The 13,009-nt window shown below is 58.3% G+C and carries 12 protein-coding genes and 1 pseudogene; 1 reads left to right on the top strand and 12 read right to left on the bottom strand.

Translation table 11 applies throughout. From position 1 onward, the window contains the following. Window positions 1–556: 556 nt before the first annotated feature. The 7 genes and pseudogenes from O7B34_RS00285 to O7B34_RS00260 form a co-directional block, all read right to left on the bottom strand. A complete protein-coding gene (locus O7B34_RS00285) occupies window positions 557–1,342 on the bottom strand; it encodes an ABC transporter permease (protein WP_442920937.1) in 786 nt (261 codons plus the stop codon). Then, complete coding sequence (nodI, locus tag O7B34_RS00280; RefSeq protein ID WP_337144468.1) at window positions 1,342–2,256, bottom strand: nodulation factor ABC transporter ATP-binding protein NodI; 915 nt, start codon at window positions 2,254–2,256, stop codon at window positions 1,342–1,344. The genes O7B34_RS00285 and nodI overlap by 1 nt, the downstream gene beginning before the upstream one ends. A 693-nt stretch (window positions 2,257–2,949) precedes the next feature. After that, window positions 2,950–3,518, bottom strand: a pseudogene (locus tag O7B34_RS32100) (SAM-dependent methyltransferase). Further along, a complete protein-coding gene (gene nodC / locus O7B34_RS00275; RefSeq protein WP_337144467.1) occupies window positions 3,515–4,870 on the bottom strand; it encodes a chitooligosaccharide synthase NodC in 1,356 nt (451 codons plus the stop codon). The pseudogene O7B34_RS32100 and the gene nodC overlap by 4 nt, the downstream one beginning before the upstream one ends. Before the next feature lie 15 nt (window positions 4,871–4,885). Next, window positions 4,886–5,545 (bottom strand): chitooligosaccharide deacetylase NodB, encoded by a 660-nt coding sequence (gene nodB / locus O7B34_RS00270; RefSeq protein ID WP_337144466.1) that lies wholly within the window; start codon window positions 5,543–5,545, stop codon window positions 4,886–4,888. Then, window positions 5,542–6,174 carry a NodA family N-acyltransferase gene (locus O7B34_RS00265; RefSeq protein ID WP_337142635.1) on the bottom strand — a complete coding sequence of 211 codons (633 nt, stop codon included), beginning with the start codon at window positions 6,172–6,174 and terminating at the stop codon, window positions 5,542–5,544. Before O7B34_RS00265 ends, nodB begins: the two co-directional genes overlap by 4 nt. An 886-nt stretch (window positions 6,175–7,060) precedes the next feature. Further along, window positions 7,061–7,843: a sulfotransferase gene (locus O7B34_RS00260; protein WP_337144465.1), complete on the bottom strand. Its 783-nt coding sequence runs from the start codon at window positions 7,841–7,843 to the stop codon at window positions 7,061–7,063. Between the two features lie 501 nt (window positions 7,844–8,344). Here O7B34_RS00260 and O7B34_RS00255 point away from each other — a divergent pair. Further along, complete coding sequence (locus tag O7B34_RS00255; protein ID WP_337142633.1) at window positions 8,345–9,286, top strand: LysR family transcriptional regulator; 942 nt, start codon at window positions 8,345–8,347, stop codon at window positions 9,284–9,286. Window positions 9,287–9,665: 379 nt separating this feature from the next. On the opposite strand, the gene O7B34_RS00250 is transcribed toward O7B34_RS00255, so the two are convergent. From O7B34_RS00250 to nifB, 5 genes are all read right to left on the bottom strand, one after another. Further along, complete coding sequence (locus tag O7B34_RS00250) at window positions 9,666–10,541, bottom strand: SIR2 family protein (protein WP_337144464.1); 876 nt, start codon at window positions 10,539–10,541, stop codon at window positions 9,666–9,668. A 16-nt stretch (window positions 10,542–10,557) separates the two neighbouring features. Continuing rightward, the gene (gene nifT, locus O7B34_RS00245) at window positions 10,558–10,773 is read right to left on the bottom strand and encodes a putative nitrogen fixation protein NifT (RefSeq protein WP_337142631.1); all 216 of its coding nucleotides are present in this window, start codon (window positions 10,771–10,773) and stop codon (window positions 10,558–10,560) included. Next, on the bottom strand, window positions 10,770–11,096 hold the full coding sequence (locus O7B34_RS00240; RefSeq protein WP_337128381.1) for a nitrogen fixation protein NifZ: 327 nt from the start codon (window positions 11,094–11,096) through the stop codon (window positions 10,770–10,772). The genes nifT and O7B34_RS00240 overlap by 4 nt, the downstream gene beginning before the upstream one ends. Before the next feature lie 73 nt (window positions 11,097–11,169). Continuing rightward, complete coding sequence (locus O7B34_RS00235; protein WP_337128379.1) at window positions 11,170–11,364, bottom strand: 4Fe-4S binding protein; 195 nt, start codon at window positions 11,362–11,364, stop codon at window positions 11,170–11,172. Window positions 11,365–11,400: 36 nt separating this feature from the next. Continuing rightward, the gene (gene nifB / locus O7B34_RS00230; protein ID WP_337144463.1) at window positions 11,401–12,864 is read right to left on the bottom strand and encodes a nitrogenase cofactor biosynthesis protein NifB; all 1,464 of its coding nucleotides are present in this window, start codon (window positions 12,862–12,864) and stop codon (window positions 11,401–11,403) included. Window positions 12,865–13,009 lie beyond the last annotated feature (145 nt).

The raw sequence follows: 13,009 nt of genomic DNA, 5'->3' as shown, positions 1-13,009 counted from the left end.
CTCAGTTGCGCAAAGCGCCGAATATCCCCGCGACGTTTCTGCTGAACCGCTTTCTCGGTTTTGCGGCCGGATCTTGTTCTAGGTTTTGGATATTCACAACGACTGACCGGCTCGCACCGGTAATCACCCGTAGAAGGGCATGATGTTCCCAGCCCGTATCGCTGCGTCTGCGCCGGTGATGCGATGATGACCCGACCGAAGCGGCCCCGAGTTTTTGATGTCGATGTGGATCAGCTCGCCAGGATGGGCAAGTTCGTAGCGGCATTCCGGTTGTGCGGATCCAGACGCGCTTGAGTTCATTCATTGTTCAACTTAAGGCGCTTGAACACGGCTGACCTTTGCAGCGGAGACACCAACCTCCTTGGCGATATAGCTTGCCGTGCCCTGCGCTCCCGGCGCAGGCTGTGCGAGCGAAGACCTTCGGCCGCTTCGGACGGCGCAGGGTGGTCGAGAACTGCGATCCCGAAGACTGGCCACACCCTCGGCTCGATACCGCGCTACGCAGTTGAGGGACTGCGGCGTCTGGGCAGCATCTCACCGGCAATTCGCAACTGCATCAAGGCATGAGGCGTCGACGCAACAATGCCGACGACAGGAAGAACGGCAACACTGTGTAGATGCACAGCGCACCGATGTGCAGTCCGACACTGGTGGCCGGGCGGCCCAGCATCGCTGGACGAATGAGCTCGATCGAATGCGCAAGCGGCAAGAAGCCGCCTACCTGCTGAAAAACCCCAGGCATCCGGCTCACCGGGAAGACAGCCCCGGATAGGAATAGCATGGGTGTGATGACGAGCGTCTGGTAAAAAACGACGTAGTCGTAGCTGGGCGCAAGCGCCGTCACGACCATTGCCAGGCTTGCGAAAGCTAGGCCAGTAAGAGCAAGGACAGGCAGCGCACAGAGACCGGATGGCCATGCCACATAGCCCAGCACAGTGGCCACAATCATAATTCCTGTGCCGGCCAGGAAGGCCTTCGTGGCTGCCCACGCCAATTCACCCAGCACGATGTCGCCGAGCGTGAGCTGTGTGTAGAGGATTCCTTCCCAGGTCCGCTGCATGCGGCCGAAAGTTGCGTATATGGTTTCGAAAGTGGAGGAGGTCATCGCGCTCGCGGCGACCATGCCCGCCGTCAAAAACGCAATATAGGATGTGCCTTCAACTCGCCCCACCATTATACCGAGGCCAAAGCCGAGCCCGAACAGCGAGATCAGAGGGTCGGCCAGGTTCCCGATGAGCGAAGCAAGCGCCACTTTCTTCCACGCCAAGTAGTTGCGGCGCCATACAGCGACCCAGTTCCAGGCATTGGACGGCAAAGCCGCCACATAATGTTCGGCTATCATCATTGCTCTATCCCATGCCCGGTTAGCCGCAAAAACACGTCCTCCAGATTCGGTGGCCGCTGCAGGAGACGCAGACCCGCGCGCCCATGCAGTTGCACATGGACCTGCTCCGGATCTGGTGCATAGCAAAAGAGCGTCTCACCGCTCACCTCGATGCGCTTCACGAATGGCTTGATCATCTCACTCAATTCATGCGGATTACCGCCGTATATCTCAAGCACCTGACACCCGATCTGCTCTTCGATCAGCGCGTGTGGTCGACCCTCAGCGATAATGCGCCCTCTCTCAAGAACGCAAAGGCGGTTGCAGAGCCGCTCGGCCTCTTCCATAAAGTGCGTGGTCAAAATGATCGTCTTGCCCTGCGACAGGAGCTTGCGCAGTCTCTCCCAGATTAGGTGGCGCGCGTGCGGATCGAGGCCTGTGGTGGGTTCGTCCATGACAAGCAACTGTGGGTCGTTGATCAACGCTCGCGCGAGCGTTAGGCGGCGCTTCATGCCACCGGACAGTGCCCCCACGCGGGCATCAGCCTTGCTCTCGAGGCGGGCGAACTCAAGCAGGGACGGTATGACCGCTTTTAGCGTGCGCGTGCTCATCCCGAAGTAGCGCCCGAAAACCAACAGGTTCTCACGTACGGTGAACTCGAGATCAAGGTTATCGAACTGTGGGACCACTCCAATGCACGCGCGTGCCAGGCGCGCGCGTGCTGGTACTGGCATGCCGAGCACCGTGATCTTACCGGAATCAGGCGGGGTCATGCCGAGGAGCATGCGTGTGATCGTGCTTTTGCCGGCCCCGTTGGGGCCCAACAGGCCGAAGCATTCTCCTGCCGCGACAGTGAACGACAGCCCGTCCACAACCAACTTGTTGCCGTATGACTTGCTCACGCCGTCAAGGTCGATCGCTAGCGGGGACATGTGCTCGTCTCCCTCTGCAGAAGGGCGTCGAGCAGCCTCAGGTGGCCTGCTTAAACTTGCGATGACGCCAGGGGGAGAGAGGGAGCGCGCCCCGTTGACGGCCTCGGCTGGCGAATTGGCGTCACCCTGCCAGAACGCGCTCACTCGCTTGGCCCTACCCCTACCATGCCGACCGTGTCCCGCGACGGCGGTCCACTCGTGTTAAGATGCCTGTGGATCTGATGGGGCGGACCCTCGCCTTGCTTCTCCTGTTCAAAGTGACAGAAGAGGCGTCCGCCCTCGACATGGGCAATCACCCCGTCACGCAGTACCTTCATGCCGTCCATTCGGATAGTGCCTTTCATTTTTGCCGCCCGCAGGCTATCCTGCCTTCCCAGAGTGATCGTAACTGGCTTCACCCAACCGCTCCGCCTCTGTTGTGTGTGGCCTTGGACGGCTCGCGGAGCTCTGCTCGGTCCTCCACACCAGACAGAGCATCGCCAAGAAATACCCGAGCTGAGCGAGCACGGCGTAGAGAGCCGTCTGAACGAGCGAACTGGTCAAGCAATAGGTTAACAAGGCGGAAGCCGCCGATGCGGCGATCACGTGTATCAAGAAATATGATGCCTCCATTCAGCTCTCCCCGTCGTCTGCCGGAATCCGATGCAAGCCGAACGGGACTTTCAAAGCTAGCGAGCAGTGTTTCTTGATGTTTCACTTGGCCTCTGCTGATGATCTGCCTGGTCTTGCGTGACTGGCCGTCGCGGTGTCTGCGCCAGCGGGATGTCCAGTCCGACAAGCGGCATCGCGCGCTGATCCGAAATCAGATGCCCACCCGACGCGGGCACACTCGCCAGCTTGCCAATGGGCGCGTGCATACCGGGCGTGGCCACGGAAGCCGTGTAGAACTTCCGCCAGGATGATCAGCCCAAACGGCTTCTCGTTCGAAAACCATCCGACGTCACCGACACTCAAACAGGCGTGTTGCGGCTCGTTCATTCGTTGGCGCCTTTGAGCCTTTGCTCGCGCCACCATAGCGACGACCCTGAGCTTATGGCCGCGGGGCGAAAAGGTTCGTCAAATGCCTCAGTCGCGCATCCGATTTGCAGCGCGTTTGTGACAGACCCCTGGGAAAGCGACAGCCGGAGGGCTTCCGGGCGACGCCTGCGATCCAGCGTATTGCCGTCCAACCGCCAGGGATCGTCTGTGGCCAATTCTAAATGCGGCCAATGGCGACTATCATGCTCTGCCAAGACTGTCTCCCAGTTTCGATCGGCAATCATTCTCGGGCGCCGATGCCGGATGATGTCACCGTCGAAAAATCCCTCAAAAGAGTGGGCCTGTGCGATGGCGCGCCATCTTCCGACGCGTCTGTGGTTTTCGAACCAACACTGGGGGTTCTGATCGGAACATCTTTGCCGCCGCCGCTTGGCACGGTGGCGGCAGAGTTGCGCGACAACCAATCGCTGTTGCTCAAGGTGCAAAGCGCATAGGCTTTCAAAGGAAGCAAAAGGAACAGATTGATGGGTGTATGGAGACAAAATCCCAGAAATCGCAGTTCGCGAGCACGAAACGCTGCCACGCTGCAGCGGATCAGCGTCATGGCCGCAATCATGATGCCAGTCCACCAAGGCACTTCGTCAGCCAGCGCAAGGTGCGCGATCCCTGTTGCCACCGACACTGCGAGGAGGAGCGGCCCGACATTTTGCCCGACCACGTCCAAGGTGAGATAGCGATCGAGGCTGGGTAGCAGGCGCAGCGAAAGCAGCGTGTCTCTGAAGGTGCTTCGCGCCCAGCGCAGTTGCTGGCGTAGATATGGCCGCAGCCGATCCGGCACGACCGTTGCCGCGATCGCGTCCGGAATGTACTCGGTTCGAAGTCCCGCTTTCAGCATGAGGATCGTCAGATGGCGATCCTCGCCGAAGTCGCTTAGCTTCCCACGGAACAGCTGCGTTTCGTATTGATCAAGAACCATAAGCAGCGCCGACCGGCGATACATCGCACATGGGCCACAGCAGCACATAACCGCACCGAAACGAGCTTGGGCCGCACGCTCCTCGTTGCAAGCAAGCCAGTATTCCATGTCGATCAACCGGGTCAGCCAATTCTCGTTCCTGTTGCTGGCTATCAACTGACCCATGGCCGCGCCGATCTGGGGATCTCGCATCTTTAGCGCGAGCTTCGTCACCACATCGGAAGCGAGCGTTGTGTCGGAGTCGACGTTGAGCACCAAATCTCCGGATGAGCGGCGGATCGCAGCGATCTGCGCCTTGCGCTTTCCAACATTGCGCGGGAGAAGAATGAAGTTGAACCTCGGATCACGCGCATGGATATTGTGAACGGGTCCGACGGCAACCCGATTTGCAGACCCGTCATCAACCACATAGACCCGCAGTTTTCCGCCGTAGTTTTGGTCCGCAATAGAAGCTAGGCAGGCAGAGAGCGTGTCCGGATCCTCGTTATAGCATGGGATGATGACATCCACGCTCGGCAGAAGTTGGGAGCTGGTCGGGCCATCCGAGGTCGACGACAGGTCTGCCGACGAAGCATAAACCGTTTGCATGCCTTTGTAGGCAGTCGAGAGCAATGCGTAGATCGAGACAGCACCAATGCTGGTTGCGTCGAGCAGGTTCATGGGATGTCGCTTTGTTCAGTGGGTTGGGGGGAGGGAGCGGATTGCAAATCCCCGCTCGTGCAACTCTGGGATCAGATGAGACAGGGCCTTCAGCGTCTGGTCCCGCAGAGCGGCCTCAGCATCCGGTCTGAACTCGTTGGGAGGACAGCCATCGTGCAAGAGCACGATTGCGCCCGGGCGGACGGAGGCCATTACCGTACCGACAATCGCCTCGACGCCGGGCCGAGACCAGTCTTGAGGGTCGATCGACCAATGGACCGGCGTCAGACCAGCGCGCGCACAGGTCGTGAGGACTTGTTCCGTCCAATTGCCATACGGAGCGCGCATATGCGCCAGTGAGGCCTCGGGACATGCCAGCCGGATGATCCTGTTTGTCTCAAGTATCTCATACTGTATCTGCCCAAGATGGCATTCGGACGGCTCCCGATGCGTCATTGTGTGATTGCCAACCTGGTGCCCTTCTGCAACGATCCTTCGGATGAGGTCGGGATGTTCCGCCGCATACGCCCCGACGACGAAGAAAGTTGCCGACGCCCGGTTTTCCGCAAGAAAATCGAGGATGTACGGCGTGCAGCCCGGATTAGGACCGTCGTCAAACGTCAAATAAACTGTGCGATCGCCGGCGCCGTCGGCACATTCCCCGCGCACTTCGGGTATGCAGCTGAGGGGTCTCACAGCTCTGGCCCGTTTCGATCGATTATCGTGCCGGCCGGCCATTCGGATATCGGCTGTGCAATCGGGAGAACGATGAGAACTACATCCTCGGTGCGGGTGGGTGGTTTGTCGAGAAGGGCACGGGGAAGGGTCGATCGCACACGGATCCCGGGCATGATCGTCGCCAGACCGTTTCGGCTGAACCTTGCGATATGATGCCGCAGCGCAGGTCGAACCGCGCCGAATGCGAATGGGACTTTGAGCTCCTGCAGTACCGGATGCATGACCCGGACTGAATGCGCAATCCAGAGCCCCTCAAGATCCGGACGTACACCATACAGGCCAAGTTCACCCACCAGCAGATCGACGGCGCCGATCCTGATGAAGCGACGCAGCAGCCCGATGTGAGCTGCTACCCCATTCGAGTCATAGCCGATTGCACGGAGCTCAGGCCTCGCGCCGGCCCAACTTTTACTGCCATCGAATGGTTTTGCGTGGAATATCCCAGTCGGACCATAGGTCTTTCGGAAGAACTCTGCCAGTTCTATATGGTCGTCAAGGCTAAGTTCATTTTCCCAGCACAGTCGCCAACGCAATTGGCAGCGCCTTGAAGAAGCTATTAATTCTTGATGTGTTGCCAAGCTACTCATCACGCGATCCGATCTAAAGCGAATTAGAAATGCACACGATACGGGCTGAGCATCTCAGCGGGAGGGTTGATAAGTTCAGTTGGTGTGATGGTATCTATGCACGACGCCGAAGAGCATGATTTCGAAGGATATACCACTGGACTGCTTGTTCTACATACCAAGTGTTGCCGGGGGAAGGTTGTGGAAATCCATCCTTAGTTCTAAGCTTCGGCTGCTTTAATGCAGCATCTGCTAAAGTTGGTAAAATCGAATGTTTTGATGGGAATTATCCAGGTCATGGATGGGGTAGTCGCCGAACTTGGGTAGCATCAATCGTCACGGACCTTTCGATCGCTTCGTTTGACGTGTCTGTTCTAAAGTCACGATTTGCGACCGTGGCGCTGAGTGACCCATAAAGGGAGGCTCCTGCTGATCGCGGCAGGATGTGGGGCGAACAGTTCCCGCAGCGAATGCGCCACCGGAACAGGGCTCATGCAAGAGACCCATCGCAATCTCCATGAGGCGGGAGGTCCGACAGCATCCCGCGGCAATAGACCCGCCGCGGCCCGGCCGTGAGAGGGGGAAAGCCATAGCTGGGAAGGGGACGATGGCCCGATCCCGCCAGCAGAGCCGACAGTAGGGCGTCCGGGAGGTTTTCTTGGTCCCATGCCAATGACGCGGGCCAGACCGGGAACGATCCCGTCAACCGCCCTGAGATGCCAGACACTCGCGCTCGCAAGAGATCAGCCACGGTGCTCCTCGCATAAGGAGAAGCCGGGCAATGTCATATGTGGTGTCCAGATTGGGATGCCCGGTGCTCGCCTTTATCGTCGATCTACTTTTCGCCGAAGCTCGACGCTGCGCCTTCGCAATGGGCTGCTAAGGTCCTTTCCGCCGGAACCCGGGGCTAACCTTGGGCAGCCCGCTCGTTCCCGCCGCCACAGCGATTGAGGCGGTCACCGAGCTCAAAGAAGCTCGCGTAAGGTCCGCCTGAGAAGTGGCGTCGCAACTCTTCGAAATTCTCTATCGTTTCGTCCAGGCGGCGCGCTTCCTGGCGCTTCAGGTTTGAGGTACCAGAGAGCCCAACCGCCGGAACCCCGAGGAAATCCCAAATCTTAGCCAAGCACGACGAGGGTTCGCCAAGAAGGTTCTCGTACTCGACCGCATGCAAGTCGCTGCAGGCGAAGGAGCGCGTGACGCGACTGTGGAATTCGTCGGCGGCCTTGAAATAAGCCTCGCAGCAGGCGATTGCTAGTTTCACGGGCGGAGCCGCGTCGTTGTCCGAGCTGAACTTCAGCCATTGCCGGGTTTGCCTCGCCTGTGTCAGCGATCGAAGCGATTCCAATGTGTTCTTGCGGACCAGAAGGATAACCTTGAGATCTGGCCAACAGACGAGCTCGGCAAAAAAGCTCGGACGGTCGTGGAACTGAGGTTCATTGATCTTGCAACCAACGCGCGTCAGCTTCTTGTCGGTTTGGTTCGGGTAGCGCAAGTAGGCAAGCTCAAGGAGCTCGCGATCGCCGCCGATCAAACGGTCCTTATCGAGCCAATTCGTGTCGTAGGTGTTGAGCAACTCCCCGTTGCTCAGGACATTCGGATGCTCGTTCAGCATTTCTTCCAGATAGTGCGTGCCCGTCCTAGGCATCGCAAGGATCACGAATGGGCCGGGCGCCGGCACGGGTTGGGTCATTGCTTGTATCTCCGATCAGCATTGCAGATGATAACTCGGCCAGGACTACGAGACGCGGCGAGATAAAACCACGCAGTAGCCAGATGTGAGTTGCTAGAACGTCGCAAGCTATGGGCGCCAACGATTTTTTCTATGCTTTAGATAGAATTATCTTTTCGGCTGCAGCCGCTAACATGCGAGCTATACGACGATATATTTGTATTACTGTCATAGTTCTTCAATAACCCACATCGACGATCCAACTTAGAACAGTTTGGAAACTGTCGGCTCCAAGCAGCCCAGGAGGTGCTTTGTTGCGGGTACGCCCAACAAGATCGCGGTGCTGGACATTGCGGATTCGTTGATGCTCGGCGTGCTCCTCAGGGAGCAGGGCAACTGAAGAGCCATGGTTGTGCATCTGAAGAGACTCTCGCGGTTGACATTTTTCTATGCGGCATTCCATAAGCCGCGTAAAATCTAACGTTTTGATGCCTCCCATCCACGCTATGGATAAAATGTCACGTGCGCTTCAAAGGCCTTGATCTAAACCTCCTCGTCGCGCTCGACGCTCTCATGAACGAGCGCAACCTCACCGCTGCCGCACGCAGCATCAATCTGAGCCAGCCGGCCATGAGCGCGGCTGTCGCCCGGTTGCGGGACTTTTTCCATGATGAGCTATTTACGATGAAGGGCCGCGAACTTGTCCCAACGCCCCGTGCCGAAGGGCTGGCCCCCGCCGTCCGTGAGGCTCTGCTGCACGTTCAGCTCTCCATCATTTCCTGGGACATGTTCAACCCAGCTCAATCGAAGCGCCGCTTCCGGATCAGCATTTCCGATTTCATGACGTCCGTATATTTCCAATCGGTCGTGGAGCGTGTCGCACGGGAAGCGCCCGACGTCAGCTTTGAACTGCTGCCTCTGTCCGAGGACCCCGATGAGCTTCTGAGGCGCGGGGAGATCGATTTTTTAATTCTTCCAGACGTGTTCATGTCGAGCGCGCATCCTAGAGCAACACTATTCGAAGAGACTCTCGTTTGCGTAGGCTGCCCCACGAACAAGGCGCTATCAAAACCGCTTACGTTCGAGCAATACCTGTCGATGGGGCATGTTGCCGCCAAGTTCGGACGCACGCGGCAGCCCTCCATCGAAGAATGGTACTTCCTCGAGCACGGGATCAAGAGACGTATCGAGGTCGTCGTACAGGGCTTCTGCATGGTCCCGCCCATGTTGACGCGGACGGAGCGGATAGCCACCTTGCCGTCGCGGCTGGTTGATCACATTGCAGGAGCAATACCGCTGCGGATCGCTGAAATTCCGCTGCCGCTTCCCGCATTTACCGAAGCCATACAATGGCCTGCTCTTCACAACAGCGATTCCGCAAGCATATGGATGCGCGAGATATTATTGCAGGAGGCATCCCGAATGGGTCCGCCGCGCAAGGCTGCTGCAGGTGTCACCTCCTAATTCGATGCAAATTTGCCTAAAGGGCACATAACGCGAGAACGTCTCTGTCCGCATGTGTTGCCCCGAGCCATGTGAGAATCGTTGTGCATTGCGAGACGCACGCAGTGGTTCGGCGGTGGTAAACTGATTGTGGCATGGTCGACGTGTCTCGAATGTCTCTGGTGTATACCGCGACTCCCTCAAGTTGGCGTCTGATCCCGACGCATCTGGCAGCATCGTTGACTCACCTGCGCTAGTCAAACCGCATTCAGACCGCTTCACCACGCTGACTCCAGCGCCGCGCAACAATCCCCGCGTGCCAAGACCCCGGCTAAGCGACGCCGTCGTCTGCCTGCTCAAAATGAAAGGATTCGCGTTCGTCAACCTGGAATTCTTTGGCTTAAGGCGATCCGGCAAGCCGATCCGCAGCTTTGTCTATCGGCATGTCAATGACTGTGACTGCGCACTCTGCCAGGAAACGGCGTTCGTTTCTGGTCAGCACAGACCCATCGATTAGCGCACAATGTGGCCCGTCGGACCGCTTCATGATCTGCCGGGCGTAGGTACGTAACATCTGATCGTCAAAGCGGCAGCCGACAAAGAAAAACCCCCGATTGCTGCGCCGCTGCTTCACCTGATCGGGAATTGGCGTCTGGATGTCGATGTCTGTTAGCACTTCGACATAGTCGGAATCTGAGACCAGGAAGTTTGCGGCCGGCCTGATGCTGCCATGAGGAACATAGAGAACCGTCTCTACCGGTGGTACCCGGTCGAGTTCAATTCCGGACAAATCGTAGGCTTTGGTCCAAATGTCACTGATTTCGTTCGCCCGCGTGACGCCTTGTATTTCGACAACATCCCTTCGGCCGGTCGCGATCAGGGCCGCGCGCATGGCACCATCATACCAACTGTCAACGATGAGCGAGAGCGGCAGCGTGGCGAGCCAGGTGTGGAGGACCGTCGGCACCGCAGGCGCGGCGAAGATTTCGGCCATCCAAGCCTGAAGCGTCCGCCGATGCCGTCGCTGTTCAATAAACTGCGCCACAGACCACATATTGGTGCGAATCTTGGAGGGGGCTGGGGCGCGCTTGTTGAGGGCCGCGGCGACAGCTTCCGGAGTATGCGGTAAGGGCGACTTCGCGCAGCCGAGCCGGAGCAGACCAGGACCAAGATAGGGAATGATCGCGTCTGCGACCAGCGCTCCCTTGAGCAGGTCAAGCCGCGTCTCGGCATGACTGTCCCGGGTGATTAGAAGATGGCGCGCGATGGTGTTCATGCCCGTTCCTCTACCGTCAGTCTGCGGCGTCGGAAACTTTCCGAGCCTCAACAGTGATCGGCAAACGTGTGTCCTGCGGAAGCTCAGGCAGAACAAAACGCCAGCCGTTTTTGAGCACCACGGCCCCGCCCCACAGGCTTTCATTTTCGACCTCGATGATCGGCTCTTCGAGATCCTTCTTGGGGATATATGCCGACAGGCCAGCATCGGTCTTGCGGATCATTATCTTCATGTGCCTGCCCGGTCGTGAGGAGCGTCAGTCATTTCGGCACCGCAAGCAGCAGAAGACGTGTCGAGGCTTGTCATTTCACGAGCCCGCATGCCCACCACCGTGCCACGATCGACCCACTCGACCGCATAGATATAAAACTGCTGGAGAAAGGTGCCGATGTCGCGCACATATCCTTCGTCACCTTTCCGCACCAGGTTCTCGCCAGTCGCCCGGCCGGGATAGGTGCCGTCATTCTTGATGTGGCGTGTGGCGCAGACCCTTTCGCCCGGCATAAACCTCGGAGGCTTATGGATTTCGACCTCCTGTTCGCGCCAGAGGTTCATGGCTGTTCTTCCTTTTCGCGGTTGGAGATTTGGGGCGACGAACTTCAAGGCACGTCGCAAAGCGATCGGAAGGTCAAGCGGGAACGCAGGTCATCTCCACTGGACAGACGGAGGCGCATTGCTGTGCCTCAAATATGTCCTTGCATTCGGTGCACTTTTTTGCGTCGATGACGTAGGCTTCGCCTTTGAATTTGATCGCTCCAGAAGGACATTCGAACTCGCAGGCACCGCATTGAGTACACTGGGATGCGATGATCTTGAACGCCATTTTTCTTCAACTCCTGGTCAATTGGATTGAGAGGTCTCAGGCCGTCGCGGCCAAGGATCCGCCCCCAAATTCGGCAGCGTAAATCGTGCCGATCGCGGTCTCGATATGCTCATAGCCATAATCATCGATAGCGCGGATCCCGGCTGCCGTCAGGCGGGCCTTCGGGCATTCTCCGATCTTGGCGCACAGCACGACCTCTATGCCGTCGAGGGCAGCGAGGGCGCCCTCTAACGCGGAATCCTCGCCCCAGCCACCCAGGCAATATTGCTCAATCTTGCGATGCCCGACCAAGCTGATCCCTCTCGGCGAAGCCTCGTAGATCTGGAATTCTCTCACGTGGCCGAAGTGCTCGTTGACGCGGCCGCCGCCCTTGCTGGCCACAGCGACAAGAAGCGACCTGCCCGAGCCGGTTGCCTTGACCGTTTCGAGCGCTTCACTCTTCGCCACCACGTGATCGCCGCGCTCGCGCGCCACCACTTCACGATAGGCGTTGCGCTTGCTGGCATCGTAGGTGACTTCGTCGGCAATGTGATCGAGCGTGAAGTCCTGGCCACGATCCTCGCCGAGCAGGCCAACGGCATCGGCCCGGCACTGCCGGCAATGGCGCATCAATGTTGCGCCGCCTGCGAGGCGATCCTGAAGAGCCTTCAACTCCATCGCCTTTGGCCCGCGTCGACCGATCAGGCCGTAGTGGGTACCGTGTTTCGGGTCGGAAATCAGCGGCATGACGTTGTGAAGGAAGGCGCCGCGCTCCTTCACCCATTTGTTCACCTCGACAAGGTGCTCGTCATTGACGCCTGGGATCATCACCGAATTGATCTTGATAAGAATCCCACGCGCCGTCAGCATCTCCAGGCCCAGCATCTGCCGCTCATGCAGGATCCTGGCCGCCTCGACGCCGGTGTAGCGGCGGTGCTTGTAGAAGATCCAAGGATGGATCTCTGCGCCGACTTCCGGGTCGACCATGTTGATGGTGATTGTAACGTGATCGACATTCATGTCGCAAAGTTCAGCGACATGGTCCGGCAGCGCCAGCCCATTGGTCGAGATGCAAAGCTTGAGGTCGGGGATTTGTTTCGCGACTCGTGCGAACGTCGTCCTGGTCCTGTTCCAGTCGTAGCAGGCATCTCCCGGTCCGGCGATGCCGAGCACGGAAAGCTGCGGCACGTCATTGGCGACCGCGATCACCTTGCGGACTGCCTGGTCTGGGGTCAGCTTTTCCGAGACGACACCAGGTCGGCTCTCATTGGCGCAGTCATATTTGCGGTTGCAGTAGTTGCATTGGATGTTGCAAGCTGGTGCGACCGCCACATGCATGCGGGCGTAATAATGGTGCGCTTCTTCTGAATAGCACGGATGATCCTTGACCTTCTCCCAGACAGCCGACTCCATGGCGTCACGGCTTGCGGGCGAGCCGCAGGTTGAAGAGGCGCATCCAGCCGATTTCGCGGGCGAGATCTTTTTGGTCTCGCTTTCAAGCGAAGTCATCGGTGGGGACATCGAATAGCTCTGTTAGGCTGGCGTTACACTTCCAGGCGCAAGAGCCGTGCCAAACCCCGCAGAGGCGGCATTCATCCGAAATCGCGGCTCTTCGTGTCCGATTCGTCAGATTACTGACCATTTGGCTTTGTCGGGCTTGCGACAT

Origin of the sequence: Mesorhizobium sp. Cs1299R1N3 (assembly GCF_037179625.1) — a bacterium.
GTDB classification, from domain to species: domain Bacteria; phylum Pseudomonadota; class Alphaproteobacteria; order Rhizobiales; family Rhizobiaceae; genus Mesorhizobium; species Mesorhizobium salmacidum.
This window is presented reverse-complemented; position numbering and strand designations above follow the sequence as displayed.